The organism is Salmonella sp. SAL04162 (assembly GCF_046551535.1).
Lineage (GTDB): Bacteria > Pseudomonadota > Gammaproteobacteria > Enterobacterales > Enterobacteriaceae > Salmonella > Salmonella enterica.
The window spans coordinates 511688-525911 of the sequence record NZ_JBGDVX010000002.1 but is presented as its reverse complement, the minus strand read 5'-3'; the positions used below and the strand labels follow the sequence as shown (position 1 = coordinate 525911).

Sequence of the window (14224 nt, the reverse complement as noted above, 5' to 3'; positions counted from 1 at the left end):
AGCTAAATGCGGAAGAGATAAGTGCTGAAAGCATCTAAGCACGAAACTTGCCCCGAGATGAGTTCTCCCTGAGACTTTAGGTCTCCTGAAGGAACGTTGAAGACGACGACGTTGATAGGCCGGGTGTGTAAGCGCAGCGATGCGTTGAGCTAACCGGTACTAATGAACCGTGAGGCTTAACCTTACAACGCCGAAGATGTTTTGGCGGTTGAGAAACAATTTTCAGCTCAGATTCAGATTACATCAGAACGTAAAAACGGTCTGATAACAGAATTTGCCTGGCGGCACTAGCGCGGTGGTCCCACCTGACCCCATGCCGAACTCAGAAGTGAAACGCCGTAGCGCCGATGGTAGTGTGGGGTCTCCCCATGCGAGAGTAGGGAACTGCCAGGCATCAAATTAAGCAGTAAACTGATGTAAAAATCAGTGGTTGTAAAAGAATTCGGTGGAGCGGTAGTTCAGTTGGTTAGAATACCTGCCTGTCACGCAGGGGGTCGCGGGTTCGAGTCCCGTCCGTTCCGCCACTTATTAAGAGCCCTGAGCATTAGCTCAGGGCTTTTTCTTTGCCTGTCATTTAATTATTGCTCAATTCGCAAAAATCCTCTGCATTTCTCGCTCTTTTTCTACAAAGCGCTGAAGGTCATAATCCCCTCAGTTAACGAACATAGTGATTAAAAAGAGGAGTTCTATGACTATCCCTGCATTCGGTTTAGGTACTTTTCGCCTGAAAGACGACGTGGTTATCGCTTCTGTGAAAACGGCGCTTGAACTGGGCTACCGTGCTGTCGACACTGCGCAAATCTATGATAATGAAGTTGCTGTTGGACAGGCGATTGCTGAGAGCGGCGTACCGCGTAATGAGCTGTACATCACCACTAAGATCTGGATTGAAAACCTTAGCAAAGACAAGCTGATCCCAAGCCTGAAAGAGAGCCTGAAAAAACTGCGTACCGATTATGTCGATCTGACGCTGATCCACTGGCCATCTCCGGGTGATGCCGTGTCTGTCGAAGAATTTATGCAGGCATTGCTTGAAGCTAAAAAACAAGGGCTGACTCGCGAAATTGGCATTTCAAACTTCACCATTCCGTTGATGGAAAAGGCTATTGCCGCGGTGGGCGTAGACAATATCGCCACCAACCAGATTGAGCTATCTCCGTATCTGCAGAATCGTAAGGTGGTTGACTGGGCGAAAGCGCACGGTATCCACATCACCTCTTATATGACGCTGGCATACGGCAAAGCGCTGAAAGATGAAGTGATTGCGCGCATTGCGGCTAAACATAATGCGACGCCGGCGCAGGTTATTCTGGCATGGGCAATGGGTGAAGGTTACTCCGTGATCCCTTCATCCACCAGGCGTGAAAACCTGGCAAGCAACCTGCTGGCACTGGAACTGCATCTGGATGCCGAAGATAAAAATGCGATCGCGGCACTGGATTGCAACGACCGCCTGGTTAGTCCGGAAGGTCTGGCCCCTGAGTGGGATTAATTGCCTGACCCTTTGTACCCTTTACCCCCTCTTTCACAGCTCCTACGGGGGCTGTTCTTATATATTCGCTCAAAAAGTCGATAAATGCCCGAATGCGTGTGCTGACGGCGCGATCGCTGTAGTAAACGGCGCTGAAAGGCATTTCTACCGGCAGACGTTTATCGGCCAGCAGTTCCACCAATTCTCCCCGCGCGATCTCTTTATCAATCATATAATCTGAAAGACATGCAATGCCGTTACCGTTCAGGCAAAGCTGTTTTAACGTTTCCCCGCTGTTGGAAGAAATCCCACATTCGACTTCATGGAGCTGCCCATCTCTACAGGCAATCGGCCAGGTATTGAGCGAAACAGGTTCTGAGAACCCCAGGCACAGATGCCGTTTTAACTCTTCAACGGTCTCTGGCTTGCCAAAACGGGCAATATAATCCGGTGAAGCGATAATCTTACGATAACTGGTAAATAACGGGCGTGCGCGCAGACTTGAATCTGTCAACGTGCCTGCGCGTATCGCAACATCCACTTTTCGTTCAATAAGATTGATGAACGTTTCTGAGGAGACAAGAGACAACGTTATTTCCGGATACCGTTCACGAAAAGGTTTAATCAGCGGCATCAGGAAATGCAGCATTACCGGAGTTGCTGCATCGATACGCAGTAAGCCGCGCGGGGTATTACGCGACTCCATGATTTCCGTTTCTGCGGCGGCCATTTCTTGCAGTATCTGCTGCACGCGCCTGAAATATCGCTCTCCTTCTTCAGTCAGGCTCAGCTGCCGGGTCGTACGATTAAGCAGACTGACGCCGAGCTTCATCTCCAGCTTTTTAACTGCCCGGCTGACAGCGGAATTGGCCTGTCCAAGCTGCTCTGCCGCCCGGCTGAAGCTGCCGCTTTCCACGACTGCGACAAAAATTGCAAGTTCTTCGGAGGTGGCTTTCATTTTTGCTCCTGAAGCAAAATTAAATTGATATTTTGGAAGTTTTTGTCATTAAAACATCCAGGCATACTGCGTGTCATCTGATTACTGCTGTTATGGAGTTATGTATGCCTCTCGCTTTATTTGCACTGACAATAAGTGCTTTCGCTATCGGTACGACTGAGTTTGTGATTGTCGGCCTGGTGCCGACCATTGCTCAACAACTGGCTATCTCGTTACCTTCCGCCGGAATGCTGGTTTCAATCTATGCGCTGGGTGTGGCTATTGGCGCGCCGGTGCTGACCGCTCTGACCGGACGCCTGCCGCGTAAGCAGTTACTGGTTGCGCTGATGGTCTTGTTTACGGTGGGGAATTTGCTGGCATGGCAGGCGCCGGGCTATATGACATTAATCGCTGCCCGTTTGCTGACGGGCCTGGCGCACGGCGTGTTCTTCTCGATTGGCTCTACCATCGCGACAAGTCTGGTGCCAAAAGAGAAAGCGGCTTCTGCGATCGCTATTATGTTTGGTGGTTTAACGGTCGCGTTGGTCACGGGCGTTCCGCTGGGCACATTTATCGGTCAGCATTTTGGCTGGCGTGAGACCTTCCTTGCGGTATCACTGTTAGGCGTGATTGCGCTGATGAGTAGTCAATTGCTGATCCCGGCCAATATCCCCGGTCGGGCGGCCGCCAGCATTCGTGACCAGGTGAAAGTGCTGACTCATCCTCGTCTGTTGCTGATTTACGCTGTTACGGCGCTGGGCTACGGCGGGGTATTCACGGCATTCACCTTTCTGGCGCCGATGATGCAGGATCTGGCGGGATTCTCCCCGGCAGCGGTAAGCTGGATCCTACTGGGGTATGGCGTATCTGTGGCTATCGGCAATATCTGGGGCGGTAAACTGGCGGATAAGCATGGTGCCGTGCCGGCGCTGAAATTCATTTTCGCCGCGCTGTTTGTTCTGCTGATGGTCTTCCAGGTGACCGCGTCTACTCAGTACGCCGCACTGGTCACTATTCTGGTGATGGGGATCTTTGCCTTCGGTAACGTACCGGGGTTACAGGTCTATGTGGTACAGAAAGCGGAACAATTTACGCCCAATGCGGTAGATGTGGCGTCAGGTCTGAACATTGCGGCGTTTAACATTGGTATTGCGCTGGGCTCCGTGATTGGCGGACAAACGGTGGCGCATTACGGTTTGGCGCAGACGCCGTGGATTGGCGCCCTCATTGTTCTGGTGGCTTTCCTGCTGATGGGTGTCAGCGGACGTCTTGATAAACCTGTACGCATTGCTCTGGAGTAAATTATTGATGTAAGCGCCTACTTACAAAACAAACTGCAATTGTTCGTTGAAAGTGAGTGCTAAAATCCCTATAACAGAAGAACCAGTCCGGTTGAGGACTGGTTGACGTTACAGAGGTTTGAAAGTCAAAAGTGCGAAAAAACACCTATGCGATGCGCTATGTTGCCGGACAGCCCGCCGAGCGGATTTTGCCGCCCGGGTCGTTTGCGAGCATCGGCCAGGCATTGCCCGCCGGGGAACCGCTAAGCAGTGAAGAGCGGATCCGTATCCTCGTGTGGAATATATTCAAGCAGCAGCGAGCCGAATGGTTATCGGTGCTGAAGAACTACGGCAAAGATGCGCATCTGGTCCTGTTGCAGGAGGCGCAGACGACGCCTGAACTGGTACAGTTTGCCACCGCTAACTATCTTGCCGCCGATCAGGTTCCCGCTTTTGTATTACCTCAGCATCCGTCTGGCGTCATGACGCTTTCTGCCGCCCATCCTGTTTACTGCTGCCCTTTACGGGAAAGAGAACCGATTTTACGTTTGGCGAAATCAGCCCTGGTGACGGTATATCCCTTGCCGGATACCCGTTTATTAATGGTAGTAAATGTTCATGCGGTAAATTTTAGTCTGGGCGTGGACGTATACAGTAAGCAGTTACTTCCGATCGGCGACCAGATTGCGCACCATAGCGGCCCTGTCATTATGGCGGGTGATTTTAATGCCTGGAGCCGTCCACGTATGAATGCGTTGTACCGCTTTGCACGTGAGATGTCGCTGCGCCAGGTGCGTTTCACTGACGATCAGCGCCGTCGTGCATTTGGACGACCGCTGGATTTTGTTTTTTATCGTGGGTTAAACGTAAATGAAGCCTCCGTACTGGTGACGCGCGCTTCCGATCACAATCCGCTACTCGTTGAATTCAGTCCCGGCAAACCTGAGCAATAAAGGTGCGTCAGGTCTGCCGTGGGGCAGGCCTCTGCGGGTGCTGCCCTCTATTTTTCTCATAACAGAAGGGCACTACCATGACAACGCATTCCCACCATGACAATGTTGAAAAGCAGTTTGGTTCACAGGCGAACGCCTATTTACATAGCGCCGTTCACGCAGCGGGTCGTGACTTAGCGCGGCTGGCGCAAAGGTTGTCTGATTTTTCCCACGCGAACGTACTGGATATGGGATGTGGGGCTGGACACGCGAGTTTTGTCGCTGCGCAACATGCCAACTCGGTCGTGGCATACGATTTATCCGCCAGCATGCTTGAGGTTGTCGCTGGAGCGGCGGAAGAAAGACATTTAAGTAATATTACTCTCCGGCAAGGCTATGCCGAAAAACTGCCCTTTGAAGATGCATCGTTTGAGGTGGTGATTAGCCGCTATTCCGCGCATCACTGGCACGACGTTGGTCAGGCATTGCGTGAGGGTTATCGTGTATTAAAACCCGGCGGCGTGCTGATTATCATGGATGTCATGTCGCCTGGACATCCTGTACGCGATATCTGGCTGCAAACGGTGGAGGCGTTACGCGACACGTCGCATGTCCGTAACTATTCCAGTGGCGAATGGCTGGCGATGGTCAATAACGCGATGCTGGTAACGAATACCGTGATAACCGATCGTTTATCGCTGGAGTTTCGCTCATGGGTAACGCGGATGCGTACGCCAGCGCCGTTGGTTGAGGCGATTCGATTATATCAGGCGAGCGCCCCGGTAGAGGTGAAGCGTTATTTTGAGTTGCAGGATGACGGCTCGTTTAGCAGCGATACTATCATGCTGGAAGCGCATAAAGCGGTATAGCAATTTAAAAGGCGCCGGGGGAAGCGGCGCCTTTTGGCTTTTTCGTCGGACAATATCAGGAGTCTGGCGTGCTATTGTCCTTCACAAACAACGTAAGCTGATCGCCCGGTTGTAGATTATCCGTATCATGGTTCCAGCGCATCACATCTTTGATATTCACCCCGTGACGTCTGGCGATACTGGAAAGCGAATCGCCTTTACGGACACGATAGGTAATGCTATCGCTATTGTTTGCCAGTCGTTGTGCGCTGCTGCCAGCGCCCACGGTCAGGCTTTGCCCGATTTTCAGGCGCGAACCACGCAGGTTGTTCCACTGCTGCAAGTCCTTCGTGCTTACGCCAAGCCGCGAAGCAATACCGGAAAGCGTATCGCCAGAGCGCACCTTATAGCTACGGCTATTCAACGGCGTATTGTCGGCGATCAGTTGGGACTGAACGGCGTCAATCTCACCGGAAGCCAGCGACTCACGCAACTGCTCGGCATGCTTTTTGGGCACCATAACATATTGCGGACCGCTTACGCCTAAGGTAGACCCTTTTACACCGGCATTAAACGTCTTCAGCTTGCTGATAGACATGCCCGCCATATCCGCAACCTGGGCCATTTCAACTGGACTGTTTAAACGAACTCGTGCCAGCGCTCGGCTTTCATCTGTTGTTGGCAGACGTACGCCGTAGCGTTTGCTGTTTTTGAGAATTTCACTCAATGCCAGCATCTTAGGTACGTAGAGTTTTGTTTCTCTGGGCAAAGAAAGCGACCAGAAATCCGTCGGTTTTCCACGCGCTTTGTTTGCTTTAATTGCCCGCATAACACGGCCTTCGCCGCTGTTATACGCTGCAACGGTTAACAGCCAGTCGCCGTCAAACATTTTGTTCAGACGCTGCATCATGTCTAACGCGGCGGTCGTAGAGGCTACAACATCGCGACGCGCGTCATAATTACGGGTCTGCTTTAAACCATAATTGCGCCCTGTGCTCGGTATGATCTGCCAGATGCCTGCGGCATTGGCGCCAGACGTTGCGTGAGGATCAAAAGCGCTCTCCACTATGGGTAGTAGTACCAGCTCCATAGGCATGTTACGTTTCTTAACCTGCCCCGCTATCCAGTACATATACGGCTCTGCCCGTAAAGTTACATCGTGGAGATAGCTCTTATTGCGTAAATACTTCTGTTTCTGTTCGCGAATCCGGCTGTTTTCCGGAATTCCCATCTTTAGCTCGTCGCCAATGAAAGCCCACAAGTCCTGATCTGGCGCGATAGACGTTCCGTCGTCCATCCATCGTGCCTGACTCGTAAACTTTCCTGCTTCCCCTTGACCAGCTGCAGAAAGGCTCTGTGCGTGCTGTTGGACGTTGCCAGTGTTCTGAGACGTCTGGCACCCCACAAGCAGGACAGAGGCGAGTAATATCGCTTTTGCCTTCATGTGTGTGTCAATAGTTGCTTAAAAGACGACCGATCATAACGGCGAAGTTAGCGAATGACAAGTAAGAATTATCAGAACGTGTCTTTCTTTGACCTTAACCATGCAAAACGCGCTTCTGGTTGTTGCAATATTGTTTCTTTGTTGATTTCGTTAATTAAATCAATATCTTCAGTTCTTAAAAAAAGATTAATCTTACGCTCATTTTTAAGAATAACGGGTAATGTCATTTGTTTTTTTACACGTAACTCTTTAACTTTACGATAATATTCATTTATGAACGAATCGTGCGGAAGTATGCTCAATGCGAACTTAATGTTAGCTAAAGTGTATTCGTGAGCGCAGCAAATGAGCGTGTCGTCAGGCAGAGAATTAATTTTCATAAGTGACTGATACATCTGTGATGGCGTGCCTTCAAACAGTCGACCACAGCCGCCAGAGAACAGCGTGTCGCCGCAGAATAAGTAAGGATGGCTAAAGTAACAGACGTGTCCTAACGTGTGACCCGGCGTGGCAAAAAGAGTAAATTTCTCGCCTAAAACGCGAATAGTATCGCCATCGCCAACAAGATGGGTTGCTCCCTTGTCTTGCGTTTCCGCCGGTCCATAAACCGTCATTTGCGGGAAGTGTTGCAACAGCTCTTTGACTCCGCCAACATGGTCGTGATGGTGATGCGTCAGAAAAATCGCCTCCGGCATCCACTTATGTTCAGCAATGGCCTTTAAGACGGGGGCCGCTTCGCCGGGATCAACAATCACACAGCGGCCTTCATCATTGGTCAGCACCCAGATGTAATTGTCCTGAAACGCGGGAATACTGTTAAGATTCATATATTACCTCTCAAATAATTAGCGGAAGGTTGCGATGAAACCGGCAAGGCTCTCTCAAACTGTCGTTGCGCCCGGATGTTGGGGTGAGTTGCCCTGGGGCAATTACTACCGTGAGGCGCTGGAACAGCAGCTCAATCCGTGGTTTGCAAAAATGTATGGTTTCCATTTGCTTAAAATCGGTAATTTAAGCGCAGAAATCAATTCCGAAGCGTGCGCGGTCTCCCATCAGGTGAATGTTTCATCGCAGGGGTCGCCGATGCAGGTTCTGGCCGATCCGCTACATCTTCCTTTTGCGGATAAATCCGTCGATGTTTGTCTGCTGGCGCATACTTTGCCGTGGTGTACCGACCCGCACCGTTTATTACGGGAAGCCGACCGTGTATTGATTGATGACGGTTGGCTGGTCATCAGTGGATTTAACCCGCTGAGTTTGATGGGGTTACGTAAACTGGTACCCGTTTTACGTAAAACACCGCCCTATAATAGTCGGATGTTTACCCTTATGCGGCAACTGGACTGGCTGTCTTTACTCAATTTTGAAGTGCTACATTATAGCCGTTTTCATGTCTTACCCTGGAAAAAGCAGGGAGGGCGGCTATTAAATACGCATATCCCGGCGCTGGGCTGTTTACAGCTTATTGTGGCCCGTAAGCGGACCATCCCGCTTACGCTTAATCCGCTGCGACATAATAAAAGTAAAACCCCTATCCGCCAGACCGTTGGCGCCACCCGGCAATATCGCAAACCGGATGGCTAAGCTTCCGCCTGGTAGCCACTATCTTCCTGCGTGGGATTCATTGCCGCGGCGCGCGCCAGTTCATCACAACGCTCGTTTTCGGGATGGCCTGCATGGCCTTTGACCCATACCCATTTGATCTGATGCTGGCCTAACGCAGCATCGAGACGTTTCCAGAGATCGACATTTTTTACGGGTTTCTTTTCCGCTGTTTTCCAGCCGCGTTTCTTCCAGTTATGAATCCATTGGGTAATTCCTTGCCGCACATATTGGCTGTCGGTGCTCAATGTCACTTCGCAATGTTCTTTTAACGCTTCAAGCGCGACGATCGCCGCCATCAGTTCCATACGGTTATTGGTGGTCAGCGTGTAACCTTCACTAAACGTTTTTTCATGACCGCGATAGCGTAAGATAGCGCCATAACCACCAGGCCCTGGATTCCCCAGGCAAGAGCCATCGGTGAAAATTTCTACCTGTTTAAGCATCTCTGGTAGACTTCCTGTAATTGAAATCGATAACAAAACGCAAGTCTGACATAAATGACCGATATGAGCACTGCAATTACACGACAGATTGTCCTCGATACCGAAACCACCGGTATGAACCAGATAGGCGCGCACTATGAAGGTCACAAGATTATTGAGATCGGTGCGGTTGAGGTGATAAACCGTCGTCTGACCGGTAATAACTTCCACGTTTACCTGAAGCCGGATCGGCTGGTGGATCCGGAAGCGTTTGGCGTACACGGCATCGCCGATGAGTTTCTGCTGGATAAGCCGGTTTTTGCTGATGTGGTCGATGAGTTTCTCGATTATATCCGCGGCGCGGAGCTGGTCATCCATAACGCATCGTTCGATATCGGCTTTATGGATTATGAGTTTGGTCTGCTTAAACGCGATATTCCTAAAACCAATACTTTCTGCAAAGTTACCGACAGCCTGGCGTTGGCGCGGAAAATGTTCCCCGGCAAGCGTAACAGCCTTGATGCGCTGTGTTCGCGTTATGAGATAGATAATAGCAAACGTACTTTGCACGGCGCATTGCTCGATGCCCAGATCCTTGCTGAAGTGTATCTGGCGATGACGGGCGGGCAAACGTCCATGACGTTTGCGATGGAAGGAGAGACGCAACGGCAGCAAGGTGAAGAGACCATTCAACGAATCGTTCGCCAGGCCAGCCGGTTACGGGTCGTTTTTGCATCTGATGAAGAGCTGGCTGCGCATGAATCGCGGCTTGATCTGGTGCAGAAAAAGGGCGGAAGTTGCCTTTGGCGGGCGTAATTTATTCCTTTTTAGGCTATAAAAATCATCCTTCGGGCGATTTTTGCAGCAACTGATTCAAAAGGTGAGAAAAAGCGTTGACGGGCGACACCGCAAACCGTAATATTCGCCTCGTTCCCAGCGGGAACATAACGGAGCGGTAGTTCAGTTGGTTAGAATACCTGCCTGTCACGCAGGGGGTCGCGGGTTCGAGTCCCGTCCGTTCCGCCAGATACAAATCTCAGGGTGTTTTTATACATCCTGTGAAGTAAAAAAAACCGTATCACTGTAAAAGGGATACGGTTTTTTTTCGTCTTCAAGAAGTTTCACCGCCTATCGTGGAATCTGACGCAAATGGGCCTACACCTGGATGACGAGCAGGATATTACAGCCACTTCTTTCACTGCCATGGTTATTTTGATCCCACTGACATTTAAGGCGCGGCCTCATGGCGGTGCTTAACCGGGATCGGGACATGTTCAGCGCAGAAGCAGACTGCGTAATGTTGATGTCACTCAGATAATCACGGAGAACCGCCAGACATGGGCATCATCACTCCAGGGCATCCCACTTCTCCAGTAACTCCACCGGGATTTCATTGATCACCTCCGAGAACCGTTTTCCCACCAGTCTTTCAGCCTGGCGTAACAGTGGGATGGTCGGGCTACTGGGTTCACTGCTCTCAAACCAGCGACGAATGCACCGCAGGCGTTCCAGCGCATCATTACGATCGCGAATTGGCCCCGGTTCAGCATTGTGTGGGAGGGATATACCGGGGGGCGTGTTGACAGGCGGCACATCCTCTGCCCGTGCCGGAACGGCATTATCCATAACCGTGCCTGCGGGGTCTGGCGCTGGCGACGGAGGAATTTCCGGCGTGGTTGTCTGTACCACGTCAGGCAGTAGCGCCAACAACTGCCGCAGGCGTGAAAAATCTGGAGCCAGATCGCCTAATGTCTCACGCGCCCACACTTGCAGGCGTTCTGCGCTTTCCTGCGCTTCGCGAAACGCCGCCAGCGGTAATGCCCCACGGGCTTCGAGGTCGGCCAGTTGCTGGCGGACGGATTCGGGGGCCAGCGCATCAGCCGGGCGGGGAGCGGATAACGCGCGCTCGACATCCCGTACCTGCAGGCGCAGGGCGGCACTGTTTGACAGCGTGATACCGCGAATGTCTGCCATCACGCCTTCGTGATCCAGCAGCGCCGCCAGGGCATTACTGCGCGCCAGCGCCGCATCTTCAATAGATTCTGCGGATGCGCCTTCGCCGGTAAGCAGCTGTGGATGGAGTGCATCAGACCAGATTACGCTCAGTTCTGCCAGTTGTGTGAGCATTTCCGCCAGTCCCTGTGCGCCAGCCTGCTGGATGCGACTGCGCAGCAGCAGGATCAACACCCGGATATCCTTACTGCGCGTGAGCAGACGGCGCGCATCACGCTCAATTTCCGGCCAGTTCACGGCTTCCGGCGTACTGACAAAATCACCATATTGCGCCTCCGCCTGGGGGGCGGCGCGGCTGAACAGCAGCAGGTATTCCGGATCGTACTCCGGATCGGGGCCGCAGGGTTGTTCCGCGCTTACCGGTTTAGTCAGGGACATGTCCATATCATTACTCTCAGTGGGTTAAGCCGTGTTCAGGTTCAAAAATCATGCCGGTCACCGGACGGTCATGCATGGCTTTACCTGCCCAGGCCGTCCAGCCAAGCCGCTGCGCGCCGCCGATCACCGCAGGCGGTGCGGCATGAGGCTTCAACTGCAGCTCAATTTCCCAGCAATATTCAAAACCGATGAACGTACGCACCAGTTCTGTCAGCACGGGCAGATTGTTGCCGCCGGGCAGAAAACGCAGGTAATCCTCCAGCGTGAGCGGGCCGATAATTAGCCGGAATTTGTACTGCATATCCGGTACGGCCTGGCCGATAAGCGCCCCGTTGCCCAGCACCGAAGACTGCGCGGGCGTGCCCAGACGGGTGATTTCATCGTTCGCCACCGTTATCCAGTGCAGGGCGAACTCTTTCACCGCAAAAGGTACGCTGAAATAGTGCGCCAGCGTGGCGGCCAGCCCGTCAGGATTGCGCGATTCGCGTACCAGATGAGCGGAGGCTGCCAGGCGAACATGATCTGACAGCGGGCTTTCGGCGCTTTCCCGTAGATCCTGCCCGCTGAGACTGGCGATATAAAACGCAAAACGGTCGTGTTCCGGTTTGTCCAGCCCGCCACCAGCGGACTGGCCGCTGCGCCATGCCTGCCAGAACTGCGTCAGCCAGCGGTGGTGAAAAATATTGGAAAAATGAACCAGCGTCGGATCGTGACGGCTCTCTGAGCGATTTAGCGCCAGCTCGGTATAGTGCAGCGGCAACGGGCCGTTTGGCCCCCACAGTCCGAGGCTGTACAGGCTCAGGTGCAGGCGTCCATCCAGCCAGCTGACCTGGGCGATTTCCCGTGGCGCAAAGGTCATCGTCGGCGTCTGTCCCAGACGGAATTTTTCCATCCGTGGCTGCCAGATACTGCCTGCCGGAGTATCACAGAGCTGGGCATCCACGCGCCGCATCAGGTTCAGGAATCCGTAACGCCATGGGGTTTTCTGCGCCTGGTCGAGAGCGCCGGTCATACGCTCCCCCGTTGCCCGGTTCTTACCGGCCAGGTCATGACATGCCCGCGTTGCATCGAGTGCAGCGTCATCTGTGAGAAGGTATTAATGGAAACATGGCGGGCAATATAGTGTTCCAGCACCAGACCGAACAGGTAAGGACTGATACCGGAAAATCCTTCTTCGTCCACGGTCAGTTCGCAACTGACGCCCCGGCCATAGACCAACAGACCGGAGCCGGGCAGGCGGCGGGTTACTGGGGTGGTTTTGCAGCCAATCAGGCTGCGCACCTGGCGCGACTGCGGGCTGTCGTGAGCCGGAATAAACAGATTCAGCAGATCGCGCAGCGCCTGGCCGCCGGTGCGGTGATCCAGATCGGCCAGCGGCAGATAATTAAACGACAACTGCCGGATCAGCCGCCAGGCCATTTCGCGTTCAGCCAGCGGCGGCTGCGGCGGGCGCGGCGGTCTGATAAGACCCACGCCCGCCACCGGGATCGCCGCATCTACGGTCAGATCATCCCGGCCATTACGTGGAATAAGACAGGGCAGATCGCGGTTAGTCACCACTGCCGTGACGGTGATATGGCGCAGATTTTCCGGGTAGGGCGCTTCATGCTGATCAACCAGCGACAGGAAGATTTCCGAGCCGGTATAGGGGGTTCGGGTGCCATAGCGGCGGGCATTTTCTGACGAGCGGCGCGGTTCACGACGCAGTGAAAAATAACGCCCGTGGTTGCCTTCGTCATTATTACGGGTGTGATACAGCGGACGAAAAATCATCTTCCGTGTGGTTTCCGCTTCCAGGCCTTCGACTTCCTGAACAGAAAACACCTCGTAATCCAGCGGACGGGTACGATCTACCACCAGATGCTGTTCCGTCACGCTGTGAGTGACTTCAATCCGGGTGGTGGTGCGGGGAAACAGGTTGATCACCGGCGTACAGAACAGGCTGAACTGTGCAGCGTCCGTCTGATGAATCAGCCAGTCCGGCGGCAGGCGATTAAGCAGTATGACAATTTCCGCCACATTGCCCTGCACCTTTTGTAACCCGGCAGACAATCCGGTCGGGGTGAAGAAGTAAAACCGTTCCGGACAGGCGAAAAATTCATGCAGCAGATTATGGCCGTGAAACACGTTCCAGGCGAGCGGCAGCAGCCCCTGCCCTGGCTCCAGCCCTTCGTGCGCCACCGGGTGTTGAAGATTCACATTCAGTTCGCCGTCAAAGTGACCGGGTTCACCGGCCAGTGTGGCGACGGCGCTGGTATGCAGCAGCTCAAACAGGTGTGACGCAATGCGTTCTTTGCCGCAGAGGTAAAAGGGCAGCCGTGCCGGACCGGCCAGCTCGCTGAAAGTCAGTTCCCCGAAGGTTCGCAGGGTGATGCGCAATGCCCCGGCGACATGAATATTAGGCGGCAGATAGCGGTGCAGGGCGGGCATATCCGGTGGCGCGGCGGTCAGGCGTACCTCCTCGATGGACAGCGGCCACAGCGTGACGTCCTGGCTGCTGCGAAACTGGCAGGCGGTATTTTCGCCTTCCGGGATAGGGGAAACGAACGCGGTATCGCGCGGCACGGTGACCCCTTTCGCCAGGTCGCCTTCCTGCGTATCGGGATACAGCTTTACCACTGCCATCGATGGCGTGGGGGTGACGTAATTGGGGCTGACGACTTCCAGTAACCGCTGTGTGAAGCGGGGAAACTCGGCGTCAATTTTTAGCTGAGTACGGGCGCTCAGAAAGCTGAACGCCTCGATCATGCGTTCCACATACGGGTCGGCAATATCGGTTCCCTGCATCCCCAGTCGGGCGGCAATTTTGGGATGGAGGGTGGCGAACTCAGCACCAGTCTCCCGCAGGTAGCTCAGTTCGCGGTTGTAATACTCCAGTAGCCGTGGATCCATGA

Annotated in this window: 13 protein-coding genes, 2 tRNA genes and 2 rRNA genes; 10 read left to right on the top strand and 7 right to left on the bottom strand. The window is 53.3% G+C overall.

Features of this window, described 5'->3' with window-relative positions:
* The 4 genes from ACLJRH_RS06850 to dkgB all read left to right on the top strand — a co-directional run.
* Positions 1-184 (top strand): 23S ribosomal RNA (locus ACLJRH_RS06850); the annotation flags it as partial.
* Between the two features lie 93 nt (positions 185-277).
* Positions 278-393 (top strand): 5S ribosomal RNA (gene rrf, locus ACLJRH_RS06845).
* Between the two features lie 54 nt (positions 394-447).
* Positions 448-524 (top strand) — tRNA-Asp (locus ACLJRH_RS06840).
* A gap of 164 nt (positions 525-688) precedes the next feature.
* Positions 689-1492 carry a 2,5-didehydrogluconate reductase DkgB gene (gene dkgB, locus ACLJRH_RS06835; RefSeq protein WP_000154887.1) on the top strand — a complete coding sequence of 268 codons (804 nt, stop codon included), beginning with the start codon at positions 689-691 and terminating at the stop codon, positions 1490-1492.
* Here the strand turns inward: dkgB and yafC are convergent.
* The gene (gene yafC / locus ACLJRH_RS06830) at positions 1458-2429 is read right to left on the bottom strand and encodes a DNA-binding transcriptional regulator YafC (protein WP_000648532.1); all 972 of its coding nucleotides are present in this window, start codon (positions 2427-2429) and stop codon (positions 1458-1460) included. The genes dkgB and yafC overlap by 35 nt on opposite strands.
* Positions 2430-2533: 104 nt before the next feature.
* Between yafC and ACLJRH_RS06825 the strand changes: the two genes are divergently transcribed.
* The 3 genes from ACLJRH_RS06825 to ACLJRH_RS06815 all read left to right on the top strand — a co-directional run bounded on the left by ACLJRH_RS06825 (position 2534) and on the right by ACLJRH_RS06815 (position 5489).
* The gene (locus ACLJRH_RS06825) at positions 2534-3709 is read left to right on the top strand and encodes an MFS transporter (protein ID WP_023136389.1); all 1176 of its coding nucleotides are present in this window, start codon (positions 2534-2536) and stop codon (positions 3707-3709) included.
* A 131-nt stretch (positions 3710-3840) separates the two neighbouring features.
* On the top strand, positions 3841-4641 hold the full coding sequence (locus tag ACLJRH_RS06820; protein ID WP_001230970.1) for an endonuclease/exonuclease/phosphatase family protein: 801 nt from the start codon (positions 3841-3843) through the stop codon (positions 4639-4641).
* 77 nt (positions 4642-4718) lie between these two features.
* Positions 4719-5489: a class I SAM-dependent methyltransferase gene (locus ACLJRH_RS06815; RefSeq protein WP_000207218.1), complete on the top strand. Its 771-nt coding sequence runs from the start codon at positions 4719-4721 to the stop codon at positions 5487-5489.
* Positions 5490-5544: 55 nt separating this feature from the next.
* Here ACLJRH_RS06815 and mltD read toward each other — a convergent pair whose 3' ends face one another.
* Both mltD and gloB read right to left on the bottom strand, forming a co-directional pair.
* Positions 5545-6912 carry a murein transglycosylase D gene (gene mltD / locus ACLJRH_RS06810; RefSeq protein ID WP_000644706.1) on the bottom strand — a complete coding sequence of 456 codons (1368 nt, stop codon included), beginning with the start codon at positions 6910-6912 and terminating at the stop codon, positions 5545-5547.
* A 71-nt stretch (positions 6913-6983) separates the two neighbouring features.
* Positions 6984-7739, bottom strand: a complete 756-nt coding sequence (gloB, locus tag ACLJRH_RS06805) for a hydroxyacylglutathione hydrolase (RefSeq protein WP_001052773.1) — start codon at positions 7737-7739, stop codon at positions 6984-6986.
* A gap of 34 nt (positions 7740-7773) precedes the next feature.
* Here gloB and ACLJRH_RS06800 point away from each other — a divergent pair, with 34 nt between their 5' ends.
* Positions 7774-8496 carry a class I SAM-dependent methyltransferase gene (locus ACLJRH_RS06800; RefSeq protein ID WP_000801238.1) on the top strand — a complete coding sequence of 241 codons (723 nt, stop codon included), beginning with the start codon at positions 7774-7776 and terminating at the stop codon, positions 8494-8496.
* Here ACLJRH_RS06800 and rnhA read toward each other — a convergent pair.
* Positions 8493-8960 carry a ribonuclease HI gene (gene rnhA / locus ACLJRH_RS06795; RefSeq protein WP_000917872.1) on the bottom strand — a complete coding sequence of 156 codons (468 nt, stop codon included), beginning with the start codon at positions 8958-8960 and terminating at the stop codon, positions 8493-8495. The two genes, ACLJRH_RS06800 and rnhA, sit on opposite strands and share 4 nt — an antisense overlap.
* Positions 8961-9023: 63 nt before the next feature.
* On the opposite strand from rnhA, the gene dnaQ reads away from it, so the two are divergent.
* Together dnaQ and ACLJRH_RS06785 are read left to right on the top strand one after the other, a co-directional pair.
* The gene (dnaQ, locus tag ACLJRH_RS06790) at positions 9024-9755 is read left to right on the top strand and encodes a DNA polymerase III subunit epsilon (RefSeq protein WP_001562201.1); all 732 of its coding nucleotides are present in this window, start codon (positions 9024-9026) and stop codon (positions 9753-9755) included.
* A gap of 133 nt (positions 9756-9888) precedes the next feature.
* A tRNA-Asp gene (locus ACLJRH_RS06785) sits at positions 9889-9965 on the top strand.
* Positions 9966-10286: 321 nt separating this feature from the next.
* Here the strand turns inward: ACLJRH_RS06785 and ACLJRH_RS06780 are convergent.
* Genes ACLJRH_RS06780 through tssF form a run of 3 tightly spaced genes read right to left on the bottom strand, consistent with a single transcriptional unit; the run spans position 10287 to position 14222 of the window.
* Complete coding sequence (locus ACLJRH_RS06780; RefSeq protein ID WP_000367617.1) at positions 10287-11336, bottom strand: ImpA family type VI secretion system protein; 1050 nt, start codon at positions 11334-11336, stop codon at positions 10287-10289.
* 10 nt (positions 11337-11346) lie between these two features.
* Positions 11347-12342 carry a type VI secretion system baseplate subunit TssG gene (gene tssG, locus ACLJRH_RS06775; RefSeq protein WP_023136388.1) on the bottom strand — a complete coding sequence of 332 codons (996 nt, stop codon included), beginning with the start codon at positions 12340-12342 and terminating at the stop codon, positions 11347-11349.
* Positions 12339-14222 carry a type VI secretion system baseplate subunit TssF gene (tssF, locus tag ACLJRH_RS06770; RefSeq protein ID WP_023223327.1) on the bottom strand — a complete coding sequence of 628 codons (1884 nt, stop codon included), beginning with the start codon at positions 14220-14222 and terminating at the stop codon, positions 12339-12341. Before tssF ends, tssG begins: the two co-directional genes overlap by 4 nt.
* Positions 14223-14224: the final 2 nt, after the last annotated feature.